The following is a 17,164-nucleotide window of genomic DNA, read 5'->3' as shown; positions in this document are numbered from 1 at the left end:
TCTACCCGCTGGCGGGCCCGGTGTCGGCGACGAACCGCGGCACGGCGGCGGGCGTGGTGGCCGGGGTGGCCGACCTGGTGCGGGACGAGGTCGCCGAGCACGGCCCGGTGTGTCTCGCCGGTGACAGCGCCGGGGGCCAGATCGCGCTGTCCGCGGCGATGGAGTTGAGGGACCGGGGTGTGTCCCGTCTTCCGGCAACGGTCCTGATCTCCCCCGCGCTCGACCTGGCGATGGACAACCCGGACATCGACCGGGTCCAACCCAGTGACCCGTGGCTCGCCCGACGAGGCCTGAGGGTGTTCATCGACGCCTGGCGTGCCGAGCTGCCGGTGGACGACCCGCGGGTGAGCCCGCTGTGCGGGGACTTCACCGGTCTGGGGCCGCTGACGATCTTCGCCGCCACCCGCGACATCGTCCTGCCCGACGTGCGACTCGGGGTGGAGCGGGCCCGCGCCGCCGGCGTGGACGTCACGTACATCGAGGAGCAGGGGCTACTCCACGTGCACCCGCTGCAGCCCACCCCAGAGGGTCGGGCCGCTCGGGAGACGATCGTGGGGGTCGTTCGTGCGGCCGTGCGCTAGAAGGACTCGCACGACCGCGGTCTAGAAACCCAGCCGCCCGAGCATCTTGGGGTCGCGCTGCCACTCCTTGAGCACCTTGACGTGCAGGTCCAGGTAGACCTTGGTCCCCAGGAGCTGCTCGATCCCCGCCCGGGCCTGGGTGCCCACCTCGCGCATGCGCGAGCCGCCCTTGCCCAGGACGATCGCCTTCTGGCTCTGCCGCTCCACGTAGACGGTGGCGTGGACGTCCACCATGTCGTCACGCCCCTCGTGGGGCAGCACCTCCTCGATCGACACGGCGATCGAGTGGGGCAGTTCGTCCCGCACGCCCTCGAGGGCGGCCTCGCGGATGAGTTCGGACATCCGGGTCTCGTCCGACTCCTCGGTGATCACGTCGTCGGGGTAGAACCTCGGCCCCTCGGGGAGCAGGGAGGCGATGACGTCCGTCACCACGTCGACCTGCTCACCGGACGCGGCGGACACCGGGACGACCTCGGAGTCCGGCCCGAGGAGCCTGGAGACCGCGACCAACTGCTCCATGACCTTCTGCTTGGACACGGTGTCGATCTTGGTGACCAGGCCGAGGATCGGGGTGGTGGGACAGAGTTTGCGCACCTGCTCGAGGATCCAGCGGTCGCCGGGGCCGATCCGCTCCCCCGCAGGGATGCACAACCCGATCAGGTCGACGTCCGAGTAGGTGTCCTCCACGAGGGCGTTCAACCGCTCGCCCAGCAGGGTGCGTGGCCGGTGCAACCCCGGGGTGTCGACCAGGATGATCTGGGCGTCGGGTCGGTGGACCAACCCGCGGATCGCGTGCCGTGTGGTCTGGGGCCGCGAGGAGGTGATGGCGATCTTCTCGCCCACCAGCGCGTTGGTGAGGGTGGATTTGCCGGTGTTCGGCCGGCCCACGAAGCTGACGAACCCGCTCCGGAAGCCCTCGGGCGTGGTCATCGGTTCTCCTCGTCGTCGTTCTCGTGTGTGCCGTCGGCGGCAAGGTCGATCCGTTCGGCCACCACGGTGACCACCCTGACCCGTCCGCGACGGTCGTGCCCGCCCTCGGCGCGCAGGTCGAGCCCCTCGGTGACCACGTGCGCCCCGGGCAGCGGGACGCGACCGAGTTCGAGCGCCATCAGTCCCCCGATGGTCTCGACCTCCTCGGTCACCTCGTCCGGGAACTCCACGTCGAACAACTCTGCGACCTCGTCCAGACCGAGCCTGGACGACAGCCGGTACCTCCCGTCCTCCAGCTCCTCGACGGGGGGCACCTCGGTGGTGTCGTACTCGTCGACGATCTCGCCGACGATCTCCTCGAGGATGTCCTCGATGGACAGCAGCCCGGCGGTTCCGCCGTACTCGTCGACCAGGATCGCCAGATGGTTGTGGTCCCTCTGCATCTCCGACAGCAGGTCGTCGATCCGCTTGGCGTCCGGCACGAACACCGCGGGTCGCATCACGTCGGCGACCGGGGCCGCGCGGCCGTCGGGGTCGTCGAGACGGGCCACGATGTCGCGGAGGTAGATCACCCCCACCACGTCGTCGGAGTTGTCACCGTCCACCACGGGGATCCGGGAGTACCCGGACTTGACGGTCAACCGGGCCGCCTGGCCGACGGTCTTGTCCGATTCGATCCACACCATCTCGGTCCGCGGGGTCATGACCTCGCGGGCGGTGGTGTCCCCGAGCTCGAACACCGACTGGATCATGCGCGACTCGTCGTCGGCCACGACCCCGCGCTCGCGGGCCATGTCCACGATCTCGAGCAGCTCGATCTCCGAGGCGAACGGGCCGTTGCGGAAGCCCCGGCCCGGGGTGACGGCGTTGCCGACACCCACCAGGAGGCTGGCGACGGGACCCAGGACCATCCCGAGCACCCGCATCGGGGTCGAGGCGCCCAGCGCCAGTGAGTAGGCGTGCTGGCGCCCCAGCGTGCGGGGACCCACGCCGGCCACCACGTACGCCGCGATCGTCGTCACCGCGATCACCCCGACCAGCGCCCAGACCGTGGACTCGATGACCTCGGCGAACACCACGGTCAGGAGGACGACCCCCGCGATCAGGCTCAACAGGTGCAGTAGCACCGTGACGTTGATGTAGCGCGGACGGTTGAGCAGCATCAACGACAGCCTCGCCGCCCCGTAGCGGGGCTCCTTGGCCATCTCCTCGACCCGGGCCACCGAGACCGTGCTCAGCGCGGCGTCGAGGGCGGCGAATACGCCGGCGACCAGGATGAGCAGAACGGCGGCGCCGGTGGTGAGAATGGTCTGGTCCACGGGTCAGACGTCCGCGCGCGGGGCGTCGTCCTGCGGGGCGTCCCGGTGGTCGTACCACTCGCCCAGCAGCTCGTTCTGCAGGCCGAACATCTCGCGCTCCTCGGCCGGCTCGGCATGGTCGTACCCGAGCAGGTGCAGGCACCCGTGCACGGTCAGCAGCGCGAGCTCGTGCGCGAGCGGATGACCGGAGCTGGCGGCCTGGTCGGCGGCGAACGCCGGGCACAGCACGATGTCGCCGAGCATCGCCGGCCCGGGATCGGGCAGGTCGGGGCGACCCCCCGGGGAGAGCTCGTCCATGGGGAAGCTCATGACGTCCGTGGGGCCCGGCAGGTTCATCCACGTCACGTGGAGATCCGCCATGGTGTCCTTGTCCACTAGGGTGATCGACAGTTCCGCGGCGGGGTGGACGTCCATCCGGGCGATCACGAACGCGGCCACGTCGATGAGTTCGGCCTCGTCGACCTCCACGCCCGACTCGTTGGCGACCTCGATGCTCATCGGCGGCGGTGCTCCCTGTTCCTGTGTACGGCGGTGGGTTCCTCGCCCCGCTCGAGGCGCTCCTCGTGCTTCGCGTAGGCGTCGACGATCCGGGCCACCAGCGCGTGCCGCACGACGTCCGCGGACGTGAGCTCCGAGAAGTGGATGTCGGGGACCCCCTTGAGGATGTCGCGCACCACCTTGAGACCGGAACGCTGCCCACCCGGGAGGTCGATCTGGGTGATGTCCCCGGTCACCACGATCTTCGACCCGAAGCCGAGGCGGGTCAGGAACATCTTCATCTGCTCGGGCGTGGTGTTCTGCGCCTCGTCGAGGATGATGAACGCGTCGTTGAGAGTGCGCCCGCGCATGTAGGCCAGCGGTGCCACCTCGATCACCCCGGCCGCCATGAGCTTGGGGATGGCCTCCGGGTCCATCATGTCGTGCAGCGAGTCGTACAGCGGTCGCAGGTACGGGTCGATCTTCTCGTGCAGCGTGCCGGGCAGGTAGCCGAGTCGCTCCCCTGCCTCGACCGCCGGGCGGGTGAGGATGATGCGGCTGACGTCCTTGGCCCGGAGCGCGGCGACCGCCTTGGCCATCGCGAGGTAGGTCTTGCCCGTCCCGGCGGGGCCTAGTCCGAAGACCACCGTGTGGTCGTCGATCGCGTCGACGTACTTCTTCTGCCCCACCGTCTTGGGCCGGATCATCCCGCCGCGCCGGGACAGCACGTCCGTGCCCAGCACCTCCTCGGGGGTCAACGGCCCGGAGTCGGCGAGGATCTCGACCGAGCGTCGCACCGACGCCGGGGTGATCTCCACCCCACGTCCGGCCTGCCGGAGCAGGTCCGAGACCACTCGTGAGGCCTGGTCGACGGCGCCGGGGTCGCCGGAGATGGTCATGGTGCCGCCCCGCACGTGCAGGTCGGCGTCGAGCAGCTCCTCGAGCGCCCGGAGGTTGGCGTCCGCGGCGCCGAGCACCGCCATGGCCAGGTCCGGGTCGAGCTGGACCGCCGTGCGGGAGGGCGGGCCGCCGGGGTCCCGGCGGTCGTCGCCCCGCGTCCGGGCGACCGTGTCACTCACTGCGTCGTTCTCTGGGGTACCTACGTGGATCACTTCCTGGGTGGTGGTGCGGTCGGGTCGAGTGTAGTACCAGTGCGGGCCCATCTCCGCGTGAGAACTCCGAGGGCGCCGAGCGCCACCGCGGCGGCGCTGGAGGTGCGCAGCACCTCGGGACCCAGGACGACGGCGCGGGCCCCGACGTGGGTGAGTGAGTCGATCTCGGCGTCGGAGACGCCGCCCTCGGGCCCGACGACGAGGAGGATGCGTTCCACGGGACCCGCCGCGGTCACGGCGTCCGCGAAACCGGCGGCACCGTCCTCGTGCAACACCAGCGCGGTCGCACCCGCTCGGACCTCCTCGGCCACGAATGCCACGAGACCGGTGGAGTCGAGCGGGTCGCCGATCTCCGGTTCCCACTCGCGCCGGGACTGCTTGGCGGCGGCACGGGCCGCGTTGGCCCACTTGGTCCGGCCCTTGTCGAGCTTGGGGCCCGCCCAGCGGCTCACACACCGGTCCGCCTGCCACGGCACGATCCTGTCCGCCCCGGCCTCGGTGGCCAGTTCCACGGCGAGCTCGGAGCGATCGGACTTGGGGAGCGCCTGGACCACGGTCACCAGGGGCGTCGGTCGCTCGACCACGGTCCGGGCCAGGACCTCGGCCTCGACCCGGCCGGGCCCCGACGTCAACACCGAGCAGTCCGCGACCTGGCCGCGCCCGTCCCCGACCCGGAGGAGCTCCCCGGGTCGCACCCGTAGGGCCGAACCGGCGTGCCGGCCCTCGGCGCCGTCGAGGACGGCCGTCTCGCCGACGGCGGGGACCGCGTCGACCCGGAACAGGGGCGGGGTCACCGGCTCAGTGACCCGCGACCGCGTCGCGCAGACGCGAGAACAACCCGCCCCGGCGAGCGGTGTCCTCGTTGACGATCTCTGCCGAGTCGCCGCCGAGACGGCGGAGCTGCTCGACCAGGTCCCGCCGCTTGCGGTCGAGCTTGTCGGGGATCACCACCTCCATGTGCACCGTGAGGTCGCCGGCACCGCCGCCGCGGACACGCGGCATCCCGCGGCCGGACAGCGTGACCGTGTGGCCCGGTTGGATGCCGGCCGGGATGTCGATCTCGAGGTCGTCACCCACCACCGTCTCCAGGTCCACCCTGCCCCCGAGGATGGCGTCCACGACCGGGACGCGGACCGTGCAGTGCAGGTCCTCGCCGTCCCGGACGAACACCGGGTGGGTGCGCTCGTTGACCTCGATGTAGAGGTCTCCGGCGGGACCACCGCCGGGGCCGACCTCACCCTGTCCGGACAGCCGGATCCGCATCCCGCCGCCGACGCCGGCCGGGATCTTGGCCGAGACGGTGCGGCGCTTGCGGACGCGGCCCTGGCCGGTGCAGTCACCACAGGGATCGGTGATGATCTCGCCGGTGCCGGCACAGGTGGGGCACGGGCGGCTGGTCATGATGTTGCCCAACAGGGAGCGCTGGACCGACTGGATCTCCCCCTGCCCCTGACACATGCCGCATTTCGCGGGCGGCGCGTCGCTCGCCGACCCCTTGCCGTGGCAGGTCTCACACAGCACGGCCGTGTCGACCTGGATCTCCTTGGTGACGCCGGTCGCGCACTCCGCCAGGGTCAGGTTCACGCGGATCAGCGCGTCCGAACCCGGCTGCACGCGGCTCCGGGGGCCGCGTCCGCCGCCGCCCCCGCCGCCACCGAAGAACGCCTCGAACACGTCGCCGAGACCGCCGCCGGCGCCGAAGCCACCGCCACCGAAACCGCCGCCGTATCCGCCGCCGGGCGACGAGTCGAGGGGATCGCCGCCCATGTCCACGACACGGCGCTTCTCGGGGTCGGTGAGGACCTCGTACATCGCCGTGATCTCCGTGAACCGCTCACGCGCCTCGTCCGACGGGTTGACATCGGGGTGCAACTCGCGGGCGAGCTTGCGGTAGGCGCGCTTGATCTCGGACTCCGAGGCACCCCGATCGACCCCGAGGGTCCCGTAGTAGTCGCGTGACACGTGTCGCCTTTCGTCAAATGAACTCGATGGAAGAACTGGTCCCGGGTGAGGCTACGGGCGTCAGTGCCCGGACAGGATCTCGCCCACGTAGTGGGCAACAGCGGCGACCGAGGCGATTGTTCCCGGGTAGTCCATCCTCGTGGGCCCGAGCACCCCCATCCCGCCGAGCATCTGGCGCTCGGAACCGTACACGGAGGACACCACCGACGCGCCGCGGATCTCCGCCGCCCGGGTCTCCTCCCCGATCTGGACGGTGACCCCTCCGGGCCCTCCCATCCCCACGGACTGCGCCGCCGAGAGCAGCCGGAGGATCACGACCTGCTCCTCCAGGGCCTCGAGGACCGACCTGAGGGACCCGTCGAAGTCGGCTGCGCTGCGCGTGAGGTTGGCGGTGCCGCCCAGGACGATTCGGTCGTCGGGCTGCTCCACCAATGTCTCCACCAGCACCGTCACGCACCGTTCCGCCGCATCGCGGTGGTCCGGACGAGCGCGGTCAGGCGTGGCCGCCAGGGCCTCGGAGGCCTCGCTGAGCCGCTTGTCCGCGACCGCCTCCGAGAGGAGGGACCGGAGCTCGGCCAGATGGTCGTCCGTCAGCGGGGCCGCGAGTTCGACGGTCCGCTGGTCCACCCTGCCGGTGTCGGTGATCAGCACCAGCAACAGACGGGTGGGGGCCAGGCTCACCACCTCCAGGTGGCGCACGGTGGAGCGGCCCAGGACCGGGTACTGGACGACGGCGACCTGGCGGGTGAGCTGGGAGAGCAACCGCACGGCCCGCCGGAGGACGTCGTCCAGGTCGACGGCACCCTCGAGAAACGCCTGGATGGCCTTCCGCTGGGCGCGCGAGAGGGGGGTGATCTCCTCAATCGAGTCGACGAAGTGGCGGTAGCCCTTCTCCGTGGGGATCCGTCCGGAACTGGTGTGGGGCTGGACGATGAAGCCCTCCGCCTCGAGGACGGCCATGTCGTTGCGGATCGTCGCACTGGAGACCCCCAGGGAATGGCGGTCGACCAGCGTCTTGGAGCCGACCGGCTCGTGCGAGGCGATGTAGTCGGAGACGATCGCGCGCAAGACCTCGGTCCTACGATCGGCCGTGCTCGACATGGATCCCTCTCCTCGCGCCCTGCGTACAGACGATTCTAGGCCAGCGGCTCTACAGGAGGACGTCGCGTACGACACCGTCCGCCAGCAACCTGCCCGACTCCGTCAACGCGTACCCGGGACCGTCGGGCCCGTCGGCGGGCCGCCGCCGTAGCAGACCCGCCGACACCTGGAGGTCCGCACGTTCCCTCTCCTGCGCCGTGAACGCCCCGTCGGGGAGCCCCTCGGCCAGCCGGAGGCCGGTCATGATCCGCTCGAGGTGACGGTCGTCGTCGTGCAGTCGCTCCCCGCCCTCGACCGGGAGGTCCCCGGCGTCGCACGCCGCGGCGTAGCGCGCAGGATGGCGCAGGTTCCACCACCGGGCTCCGGCGACGTGGGAGTGCGCCCCGGGTCCGATCCCCCACCAGTCACCGCCGCGCCAGTACCCCATGTTGTGACGGCAGTAACCCGACTCGTCGGTCGCGAAGTTGGAGACCTCGTACCAGTGGAACCCCGAGCGCGACAGTCGCTCCGCCACCTGTTCGTAGCGGTCGGCCAGCACGTCGTCGACGGTCCCGGGCAGTTCTCCCCGACGGATTCTCCGGGCCAGGGCGGTGCCGTCCTCGACGATGAGCGAGTAGGCGGACACGTGGTCCACCCCTGCGTCGACCACGGCGTCGAGGGTGCGGGCGAGGTCGTCGTCGGTCTCCCCCGGCGTCCCGTAGATCACGTCCAGGTTGACGTGGTCGAACCCGGCTCGGGCGGCCTCGGCGACCGCCTCCTGCGGGCGACCGGGGGTGTGGGCGCGGTCCAGGACGCGCAGGACGTGCGCCGCGGTGGACTGCATCCCCAGCGAGATCCGCGTGTATCCGCCCTCGCGCAGTCGTCCGAAGAACTCCGGGGAGGTGGATTCGGGATTGCTCTCGGTGGTCACCTCGGCTCCGGGCGCGAGCCCGAACGTCGACCGGATCCGATCGAGCATCCCCACCAGGACGTCCGCACCCACCAGCGACGGGGTTCCGCCGCCGACGAAGACGGTGTCGACCTTCGGCGGGGTGCCCGGCCCGGCCAGCACCGACGCCGCCCGCTCGATCTCCAGTGCGGCCGCCCGTTCCCAGTCGGCGGGCGAGGTGGCGGACCCGAGTTCCCCGGCCGTGTACGTGTTGAAATCGCAGTAGCCACAGCGGGACGCACAGAACGGGACGTGGAGGTAGATCCCGAACGGCGCCCGCGGGTCGCGCGGCGGCGGGGAGAGAGCGAGACCAGCCGGATCGTGGGCCCCGGTCGTCACGCCTGACCGGTCACGCGGTCGCCACCGGTCTCACCGCCCCCCGACTCGGAGGTCGCGGGCCCCTCGTCCGGAACGGTGGCGGCCGGGGCGCTGTAGGTCGGTGCGGCGGCGTCGGGCCCCGTGGCGGTATCGGGCTCCGGTTCGGACGCGGAAGAGTTGTCTGGTCTGGGCACGGAGCCCACAGTGCCGGATGACGGGTTGGCCGTGCGCTCGACGGGGGTGACGGGCTTGGAACCCGTGGGCTTGTCGGACGTCTTCCGGGCCGAGGTCTTCCTCGCGGCGGCAGTCCTCGAGGCCGACTTCTCACCAGCCGATGTCGAGGCGGGGGCGGTCCGGCCCGTGGTCTTCTCGGCGGTCGGCTTGGTCGCGGTGGACGTCTTCCTGTGGGCGGTCGACTTCCTGGCGGCTGTCGTCTTGGTGGTGGCCGAGGTCTTCTTCGCGGGAGCCTTCTTCGCTGGAGCCTTTTTCGCCGGGGCCTTCTTCACGGTCGTCTTCTCCGCGGTCGACGTCTTCGCGGTCGTCTTCTCTGCCGGGGCCTTCTTGGCCGGGCGCTGTCGGTCGGAGGCGTTCGTGGCGGCCCCGTCCTTGCTCGCGGACGACTGACGGCCCGCCTTCTTCAGGTCCTTCCGCAACTGCGCCAACTCGGCGGCGGACATCCGCTCCGCCGTGGGGGTCCCGCTCGCCTCGCGCTTCTCGGCGGCCTCGACGAGTTCCTCCATGGCCTCGCTCACCGCGCGGGCCATGGGCCAGGGGTCGGGAACGAGGTCCTTGCACGCGATGAACCCGAAGTGCAGCTCTCCGTCGAGCGACATCACCGTGCAGTTGAGGCCGGCGCCGTGGAACACCGGCCCCATCGGCAGCATCTTCGTGACCCTGGCCCCGAGGAAGTACAGCGGGATGTTCGGACCGGGCACGTTGGAGATGATGAGGTTGTGCACCACCGGGTGGCGCTCGGAGAGCCTCAGGCGCGAGTACATCCGGACCGCGGAACCGAAGACGGACGGCGCCGCGAACTGCGCCCAGTCGGTCAGGAGATTGGCGTCGAGTGCGTCGGTGTGGTCCTTGGCGACGGTGTTGGCGTCCCGGATCGACTCCAGACGCTCGACCGGGTCGTCGATGTCCGTGGCCAGCGACATGAACATTCCCGACACCCGGTTGGTGCCGGGGCGTGACTCCGCGGCGTGCACCGACATCGGGACCATCGCGATGAGGGGCTTCGACGGCAACTCGTCCAGGTCGTCGAGGTAGTTGCGCAGGGCGGTCGAGCAGAGGGCCAGCACGACGTCGTTGACGGTGGTGCCGAAGGCGTTCTTGATCCGCTTGACCTGGTCCAGGTCCACACTGGCGTAGGAGATGGACCGGTGCCCGGTGATGGTGCGGTTGAACGGGGTGCGCGGGGCGGTGAACGGTGCCGGCATGGCGAGACCCTTGCGGGCCCTGTTGATCCACGAGGGAAGGACACCCAGTGTCCCCGGCAACAGCGAGGCCAGACGCCACGGGGTGGCCAGCCGGGACAACGCCCCGCCGACGGCCAGTTCGAGGGCTCCCGAGCCTCCGGCGGTCTCCTGCACCAGTTCCTGGTCGAGGGACGGATCCTCCGGGGTGAGCGAGCACAGCTGGGACATCATGTTGGCGCCCGTGACGCCGTCGACGGTCGAGTGGTGCATCTTGGCGAATACCGCGAACCGTCCGTCGGGCAGCCCCTCGATGACGTACATCTGCCACAGCGGCATCGATCGGTCTATCGGCTGGCTGGCCAGGTGACCGCACAACTCGGCAAGGACCTCGTCACCACCCGGTTCCGGCAGGCCGACCCGGTGGAGGTGGTGGTCGATGTTGAAGTCCTCGGCCTCGACCCATACCGGGTGGTCGATGTTCAGCAGTGAGTCGTGCAACTTGCGCCGGAAACCCGGCATCCCGGTGACCCGGCGGGCGAGTTCCGCCCGCAGCGCGTCGAACGAGTAGCCGCCGTTCATCTCGGACCCGTCGAGGACGATCAACCCGCACACGTGCAGGAGCTGGGCCCTGGTCTCGAAGTAGAGGAAGCTGGCGTCAAGTCCACTCAGGCGCTGCATGGAGGGAGTGTACGTCCGGAGTCCGTCCCGCAGAGTCGGTTCCGCGGACGGCCCGTCCTCACCAGACGTCGAGGATGAGCCACGCGATCACGACGAGCGCGATCAGCAGGATCAGGGCGAGAGTCACACGCGACCGGGGCATCTACAGGACCTCCTTCCCGGTCTCGGGGTCCCCGGCGGCGACGAGCCCCCGGAACCGGTGCACGAGCACATCGGCCACCCGCTCGATGACCACCGCGACCAGGAAGAACAGCGGGACTCCGGCGGCGAGCATGATGAACACCTGCAGGGGGAACGGCAGGGTGGCGAGCCAGAGCTCGACCCTGTCCCAGAACTCGAGGAATGCCGTCACGGATCGATCCTACGACCGGCCGGCGGTGGCGACCTCGCGGCCGCCCACCACCGAACTGTCCAGGCCCCGGCGACGCAGCAGCGCCGAGGGACTCGGGTCCGCACCGCGCATCGCCCGGTAGGCGTCGAGGAAGTCGATCGCCCCGCCGCGGGACAGGACCTCACGGCGCATCGCGTCCCCCGAGGACCGCTTCAGTCCCCCACGTTCGGCGAACCACTCGGCGGCGTCCGCGTCGAGCACCTCGGCCCAGAAGTAGGAGTAGTAGGCCGCCGAGTACCCGCCGGCGAAGATGTGCTGGAAGTACCGCGACCGGTACCTGGGCTCGACGCCGGGGACGTCCAGTCCCGCCTCGGCCAGCACCCTGGCCTCGAACTCGTCGACATCCGTCACCGCTTCGGCCTCCTCGAGGGTCAGCGAGTGCCAGGCCAGGTCCAGGAGGGCGGCGGCGAGGTACTCGACGGTGGCCTGCCCCTCACCGAAGCGTTCGGCCTCCCGCATCCGCGCGACGAGATCCTCGGCGATCGGCTCCCCCGTCTCCACGTGCCGGGCGTATCGCGCGAGCATCTCCGGCCGGCGCGCCCACATCTCGTTGACCTGTGAGGGGAACTCGACGAAGTCGCGGGGCACCGAGGTCCCGGAGAACACCGGGTACTCCACGTCCGAGAGCAGGCCGTGGAGGGCGTGCCCGAACTCGTGGAACATCGTCGTGACCTCGTCCATGGTGAGCAGCGTCGGCTCACCCGCCGCGGGGCGGGACAGGTTCATGACGTTGACGACGACGGGACGCGAATCCAGGAGCCGGGACTGGTCGCGGAACGAACTCATCCAGGCCCCGCCCCGCTTGGTCGGACGTGCGTAGTAGTCGAGGAGCAGCAGACCGATCCCGGCGTCGGGCTGGTCCCGCTGGTCGTCGAAGACCTCGATCACCCGGACGTCCGGGAGGAATCCGCGCAGGTCCGTCCGCTCGGCGAAGCGCAGGCCGTAGAGTTCGGAGGCCGAGTGCATGACCGCGTCGCGCATTACGCGCTCGAGCTCGAAGTACGGCCGGACGCGTGCGTCGTCCACCTGGAAGCGGTCGGCGCGCAGCCGCTCGGACTCCCAGGCCCAGTCGGCCGGGTTCAACTCGCGGTCGTCCCCGCCGAGCAGGTCCTTGGCCTCGTTGCGGGCATTGGTGACGGCGGCGTCGACCACGTCGAGCAGCAGACCTCGTGCCGCCTCGGGCGACCCGGCCGTCTCCACGGCGAGTACGTGCTCGGCGTGGGAGCCCAGCCCCAACAGGTGCGCGCGCTCGGCGCGGAGCCGGACGATCTCCAGGACGATCGGGGAGTTGTCGTGCTCCGGGGTCGAACCCCGTCGCAGCGAGGCCTCCATGACCCGCCGCCGCAGACCCTGATGGTCCAGCCACGCGGAGATCGGCTGCACCGTGGGCAGTCCCAGCGGGATGAGCCAACCCTCGCGTCCCGCCTCCGCGGCCGCGGCGGCGAGCGATGAGCGCATGGACGCGGGCAGCCCGGCCAGCTCCGCCTCGTCGGTCACGGGGACGGCGAGCTCGGCGGTGGAGGCGAGCAGGTTCTCCCCGAACGCCGTGGTCAGTTCGGCCAACCGGGTGTCGATCGCCGTCAGCCGCTCGCGGCCCGCCTCGTCGAGTCCCGCACCCGCCCGGAGGAGGTCACGGTGATGCCGACGGATCAGCCGCGCGGTCTCGTCGTCGACCTCCAGCTCCCCCGACTCCAACGCCGAGTGGACGGCGTCGACCCGCGCGTGGAGGCCCTGATCGGTCATGACGGCCGAGCCGTGGGCGGCCAGGAGCGGCGAGACCACCCGGTCCACGTCGAGCCGGGCGGGGGTCGCATCCGGACCGAGGAGCCCGTAGAACACCGACAGGACCCGGTGGAGCGCCCGGCCCGACCGCTCGAGGGCGATGACCGTGTTGGCGACGGACGGCGGTTCCGGGTTGGCCACGATCGCCGCGACCTCGGCCGCGTGGTCGTCGATCGCCGTCCGGATGGCCGGCTCCAGCTCCGCCTCGTCGATCGCCGCGAAGTCGGGCAACCCGTACGGCAACGGTGACTCGTCGAGCAGCGGGTGGCGGCCGGGTTCGGGGCTCGGGAGGGTCATGGGGGCGAGTCTACGTCGGCTCCGCGGGACGCCTCACGTCCACTGGGCCACCGTGTCCCACGCCAACTTGACCGCCAGGATGCCGATGACCACGAGGAACACCACCCGGATGAACTCGTTGCCGTGTCGCATCGCCATCCGCGCGCCGATGAACCCCCCGGTGAGGTTGGCCACCGCCATACAGCCACCGATGAGCCACAGCACCTCGCCGTGGATGCCGAACACCAGGATCGAGGCGATGTTGGTGGTGAGGTTGGCGAGCTTGGCCGCCACGGTCCCCTGCAGGAAGCCGAAGCCCAGGAACGCGACGATCGCGATCACGAAGAACGACCCGGTCCCCGGACCCAGGACCCCGTCGTAGAACCCGATCAGCAGACCGATCAGCGCCGATCGCCAGATGCGCGCCCACCCGGTGTACCGGTTCTCGTGGGTGCGACCCATGGTGGGCCGGAACCACGTGTAGGCGCCCACCACGATGACGGCCACCAGGACGACCGGCGTGAGCAGGTCCCTCGGGATGAACCTGGCGACCGACGAGCCGGCGGCCGACCCGGCGAACGCCGCGACCACCAGCGGGAGCACCATCCCGATCGGCACCCGGATCCGGCGCAGGTAGGTCAGGGAGGCGACCAGCGTCCCGGCGACCGAGGAGAGTTTGTTGGTCCCGAGGATCTCCGGGGTCGAGGCATCCGCGGGCAGTCCGAGCACCAGCGCCGGGAGCTGGATGAGTCCTCCCCCGCCGACCACCGAGTCGACCCAGCCGGCGACGAACGCGGCCAGCACGAGCGCGGCCAGGACCCACACGGAGACCCCCACCGCCGGGGACGCGGCCAGACCCGCGAATGACTGAGGCATACCGATCACTGTGCTGTAATCGGTTTGTGTATATCAACCCTTACGGGGCCGATCCGGTGACCCTCGCCGCCGACCTGGCGAACCGCCGCCCCCGCACCACCCGCGAACTGGTGGACCGCTGCCGCGAATCGGGGGTGACCATCGACCGGGGGGCGTGTGACGAGGACCTCGAGGAGGTGCTGACGTTTCTCGACGACTGGCTCGTCGTCGTCGACACCACCGACCCCCGCGGGCGGGCCGACGCCCTCAACGCCCTGCTCGCCGACCACTCGGCGCCGCCACGCCTGACCGACCACGACGGCCACTGGCACGTGCACTACCGCGCGGACGACGTCTCGTTCGCCCGACTGCTCACCGCCATGTTCTCCGTGGGCACCGCACTCCACCTGACCTCACGCGGCATCGACCGTCTGGCCCGGTGTGCGGCCGACGACTGCGCGGACGTCTTCGCCGACACCACCCGCAACGGACGCAAGCGGTACTGCTCGACCCGCTGCACCAACCGGTCCGCCGTACGGCGACACAGAGCGAGGACCTGGGCGTGAGCCCGGGCGGACCCGACGGCCGCTACTACTCGTCCGCGCTCACTTCTTGTCCGCGCTCGAGTCCGCGGACAGCGCGGCCACGAAGGCCTCCTGGGGGACGTCCACGCGACCGATCGACTTCATGCGCTTCTTGCCCTCCTTCTGCTTCTCGAGCAGCTTGCGCTTGCGGCTGATGTCGCCGCCGTAGCACTTGGAGAGCACGTCCTTGCGGATCGCGCGGATGTTCTCGCGGGAGATGATCTTCGCGCCGATCGCCGCCTGGATGGGCACCTCGTACTGCTGACGCGGGATGAGCTCCTTGAGCTTGCCCGTCATCTTGTTGCCGTAGGCCTGCGCGTAATCCCGGTGCACGATCGCGGAGAACGCGTCCACGGCCTCCCCCTGCAGCAGGATGTCGACCTTGACCAGATCGGACGCCTGCTCGCCGGCCTCCTCGTAGTCCATCGACGCGTATCCCTTGGTGCGGGACTTGAGCGAGTCGAAGAAGTCGAAAATGATCTCGCCCATCGGCATGACGTAGCGCAGCTCCACGCGGGTCTCGGACAGGTAGTCCATGCCCTTCATCTCGCCGCGCTTGGACTGGCACAGTTCCATGACGGTGCCCACGAACTCGCTGGGCACGATGATCGTGCACTTGACGATCGGCTCGAAGATCTCGCGGTGCTTGCCCTCGGGCCAGTACGACGGGTTGGTGACCTGGTGCTCGGTTCCGTCCTCGGCGACCACTCGGTACACCACGTTCGGCGCGGTGGAGATCAGGGCGAGGTTGAACTCCCGCTCCAACCGGTCCCGGGTGATCTCCATGTGCAGCAGACCCAGGAAACCGCAGCGGAAGCCGAAACCGAGCGCGACGGAGGTCTCCGGCTCGTAGTCGAGCGACGCGTCGTTGAGTTGCAGCTTGTCCAGGGCGTCGCGCAGGACCGGGTAGTCGGACCCGTCGATCGGGTACAGCCCGGAGAACACCATGGGGTTGGGCTCCTTGTACCCCGCCAGAGGCTCCTCCGCCCCGCCGCGGGCGCTGGTGATCGTGTCACCGACCTTGGACTGGCGGACGTCCTTGACCCCGGTGATCAGGTACCCGACCTCGCCCGGGCCCAACCCCTTGGTCACCTTGGGTTCCGGCGAGATGATCCCGACCTCGAGCGCCTCGTGCGTCGACCCCGTCGACATCATCCTGACCTTCTCGCGCGGATTCAGCGTCCCGTCGAAGACCCGGACGTAGGTGACCACGCCTCGGTAGGTGTCATAGACCGAGTCGAAGATCATCGCGCGGGCCGGGGCGTCCGGGTCGCCCACCGGCGCGGGGATCACGTCACACACCTTGTCCAGCAGTTCCTCGACGCCCACGCCCGTCTTGCCGGAGACCCGCAGGACGTCCTCCGGCTCGCACCCCACGATGTGGGAGATCTCCTCGGCGAAGCGGTCCGGGTCCGCCGCGGGGAGGTCGATCTTGTTGAGCACCGGGATGATCTCGAGGTCGTTCTCCATGGCCAGGTACAGGTTGGCCAGCGTCTGGGCCTCGATGCCCTGCGCGGCGTCCACCAGCAGGATCGCCCCCTCGCACGCCTCGAGGGCGCGGGAGACCTCGTAGGTGAAGTCCACGTGGCCCGGGGTGTCGATCATGTGCAGCACGATCTCCTCACCCTCGTGGGCACCGGAGCGCGGCACCCACGGCAGGCGGACGTTCTGCGCCTTGATGGTGATGCCGCGTTCGCGCTCGATGTCCATGCGGTCGAGGTACTGGGCCCGCATGAGCCGCTCCTCGACCACACCGGTGATCTGCAGCATGCGGTCGGCCAGCGTCGACTTGCCGTGGTCGATGTGCGCGATGATGCAGAAGTTCCTGATCCTGGCCGGATCGGTGAACGTCGTCTCTGCGAAGTTGGGAATCTCGATCACTCCTGGAGGCGGGCCCGGGCGTGGCGGGGTGCGGTCCGACCGGGCGATGCCCCCATTGTCACACGTGCGGGCTCCGGATACGCATCACGTACCGTCCCGTGGGGATCGCGTCGACCGTGCCGTCGTCGAGGAACCGGGCCGTCGAGGCGGTCATGGCCTTGATGTTGTGGCTCATCCTCTCATCGCTGCCCCGGGAGTCGAAGAACACCCCGAGGTCCCCGGCCGCCTCGATCGGGAACACCTCCTCGACGATCCCCGCGATCTCCGGCGCGTCCCCGGTCAGTGCGCGGACCACCACGTGCTGGGTGTAGGCGGTGGTGGACTGCGTCTCGATCGCCACCGGCGTGTGCTCCTCGAGCCAGACGCGCAGCCATTCGTCGCGGTCCAGCCGCCCGGGGCGACGCAGGAAGGCCAGATTGGCCATCCCGGGACACCTCCCGTCCTCCCCCGGCTCCGGCACGCGGAGCGGCTCCGATCCGGTCACCGACCACGCGGAGACCGGGCCCAGCCCGCGAAGGGCGTCGAGGACGCCGGCGCAGGCGGTGGCCGAGGCCACCGGCACCCGCGCGCG

Annotated in this window: 15 protein-coding genes and 1 pseudogene; 2 read left to right on the top strand and 14 right to left on the bottom strand. The window is 70.2% G+C overall.

Features of this window, described 5'->3' with window-relative positions; translation table 11 throughout:
* Window positions 1–581, top strand: a 581-nt coding sequence (locus tag G6022_RS04330) for an alpha/beta hydrolase fold domain-containing protein (RefSeq protein ID WP_182691050.1), incomplete at its 5' end; no start/stop codon positions are given.
* A 21-nt stretch (window positions 582–602) separates the two neighbouring features.
* Here the strand turns inward: G6022_RS04330 and era are convergent.
* From era to G6022_RS04270, 12 genes and pseudogenes are all read right to left on the bottom strand, one after another.
* On the bottom strand, window positions 603–1,511 hold the full coding sequence (gene era / locus G6022_RS04325; protein ID WP_182609948.1) for a GTPase Era: 909 nt from the start codon (window positions 1,509–1,511) through the stop codon (window positions 603–605).
* Window positions 1,508–2,830, bottom strand: a complete 1,323-nt coding sequence (locus tag G6022_RS04320) for a CNNM domain-containing protein (protein WP_182640080.1) — start codon at window positions 2,828–2,830, stop codon at window positions 1,508–1,510. The genes era and G6022_RS04320 overlap by 4 nt, the downstream gene beginning before the upstream one ends.
* Window positions 2,831–2,833: 3 nt before the next feature.
* Window positions 2,834–3,328 carry an rRNA maturation RNase YbeY gene (ybeY, locus tag G6022_RS04315; RefSeq protein ID WP_182609947.1) on the bottom strand — a complete coding sequence of 165 codons (495 nt, stop codon included), beginning with the start codon at window positions 3,326–3,328 and terminating at the stop codon, window positions 2,834–2,836.
* The gene (locus G6022_RS04310; protein WP_347237880.1) at window positions 3,325–4,386 is read right to left on the bottom strand and encodes a PhoH family protein; all 1,062 of its coding nucleotides are present in this window, start codon (window positions 4,384–4,386) and stop codon (window positions 3,325–3,327) included. Before G6022_RS04310 ends, ybeY begins: the two co-directional genes overlap by 4 nt.
* A gap of 29 nt (window positions 4,387–4,415) precedes the next feature.
* Complete coding sequence (locus G6022_RS04305; RefSeq protein WP_179524964.1) at window positions 4,416–5,213, bottom strand: 16S rRNA (uracil(1498)-N(3))-methyltransferase; 798 nt, start codon at window positions 5,211–5,213, stop codon at window positions 4,416–4,418.
* Window positions 5,214–5,217: 4 nt separating this feature from the next.
* Window positions 5,218–6,381 (bottom strand): molecular chaperone DnaJ, encoded by a 1,164-nt coding sequence (gene dnaJ, locus G6022_RS04300; protein ID WP_182691048.1) that lies wholly within the window; start codon window positions 6,379–6,381, stop codon window positions 5,218–5,220.
* A gap of 60 nt (window positions 6,382–6,441) precedes the next feature.
* On the bottom strand, window positions 6,442–7,482 hold the full coding sequence (gene hrcA / locus G6022_RS04295; RefSeq protein WP_179524962.1) for a heat-inducible transcriptional repressor HrcA: 1,041 nt from the start codon (window positions 7,480–7,482) through the stop codon (window positions 6,442–6,444).
* 49 nt (window positions 7,483–7,531) lie between these two features.
* Complete coding sequence (hemW, locus tag G6022_RS04290) at window positions 7,532–8,749, bottom strand: radical SAM family heme chaperone HemW (protein ID WP_182691046.1); 1,218 nt, start codon at window positions 8,747–8,749, stop codon at window positions 7,532–7,534.
* A 695-nt stretch (window positions 8,750–9,444) separates the two neighbouring features.
* Window positions 9,445–10,824, bottom strand: a pseudogene (locus tag G6022_RS04285) (wax ester/triacylglycerol synthase family O-acyltransferase); the annotation flags it as partial.
* 142 nt (window positions 10,825–10,966) lie between these two features.
* A complete protein-coding gene (locus G6022_RS04280; RefSeq protein ID WP_182611086.1) occupies window positions 10,967–11,176 on the bottom strand; it encodes a hypothetical protein in 210 nt (69 codons plus the stop codon).
* Between the two features lie 9 nt (window positions 11,177–11,185).
* On the bottom strand, window positions 11,186–13,294 hold the full coding sequence (locus tag G6022_RS04275; protein WP_182638774.1) for a M3 family metallopeptidase: 2,109 nt from the start codon (window positions 13,292–13,294) through the stop codon (window positions 11,186–11,188).
* A 33-nt stretch (window positions 13,295–13,327) separates the two neighbouring features.
* The gene (locus G6022_RS04270) at window positions 13,328–14,149 is read right to left on the bottom strand and encodes a TSUP family transporter (RefSeq protein ID WP_179524957.1); all 822 of its coding nucleotides are present in this window, start codon (window positions 14,147–14,149) and stop codon (window positions 13,328–13,330) included.
* Window positions 14,150–14,175: 26 nt separating this feature from the next.
* On the opposite strand from G6022_RS04270, the gene G6022_RS04265 reads away from it, so the two are divergent.
* Complete coding sequence (locus G6022_RS04265; protein ID WP_179524956.1) at window positions 14,176–14,694, top strand: CGNR zinc finger domain-containing protein; 519 nt, start codon at window positions 14,176–14,178, stop codon at window positions 14,692–14,694.
* 39 nt (window positions 14,695–14,733) lie between these two features.
* Here the strand turns inward: G6022_RS04265 and lepA are convergent, their stop codons facing one another.
* Together lepA and G6022_RS04255 are read right to left on the bottom strand one after the other, a co-directional pair.
* On the bottom strand, window positions 14,734–16,593 hold the full coding sequence (gene lepA, locus G6022_RS04260) for a translation elongation factor 4 (protein WP_179524955.1): 1,860 nt from the start codon (window positions 16,591–16,593) through the stop codon (window positions 14,734–14,736).
* 58 nt (window positions 16,594–16,651) lie between these two features.
* Window positions 16,652–17,164, bottom strand: a 513-nt coding sequence (locus G6022_RS04255; protein WP_182691044.1) for an EthD domain-containing protein, incomplete at its 5' end; no start/stop codon positions are given.

It is taken from the genome of Dietzia sp. Cai40 (assembly GCF_014145165.1).
Classification (GTDB): domain Bacteria; phylum Actinomycetota; class Actinomycetes; order Mycobacteriales; family Mycobacteriaceae; genus Dietzia; species Dietzia natronolimnaea.
The sequence above is the reverse complement of the archived record's forward strand: the minus strand, read 5'-3'. Positions and strand labels throughout refer to the sequence as shown.

Bases quoted from the DNA above. Each gene is read 5' to 3' on its own strand.
- hrcA (WP_179524962.1), bottom strand. From the start codon at position 7,482: ATGTCGAGCACGGCCGATCGTAGGACCGAGGTCTTGCGCGCGATCGTC.
- G6022_RS04275 (WP_182638774.1), bottom strand. From the start codon at position 13,294: ATGACCCTCCCGAGCCCCGAACCCGGCCGCCACCCGCTGCTCGACGAG.
- G6022_RS04270 (WP_179524957.1), bottom strand. From the start codon at position 14,149: ATGCCTCAGTCATTCGCGGGTCTGGCCGCGTCCCCGGCGGTGGGGGTC.
- ybeY (WP_182609947.1), bottom strand. From the start codon at position 3,328: ATGAGCATCGAGGTCGCCAACGAGTCGGGCGTGGAGGTCGACGAGGCC.
- era (WP_182609948.1), bottom strand. From the start codon at position 1,511: ATGACCACGCCCGAGGGCTTCCGGAGCGGGTTCGTCAGCTTCGTGGGC.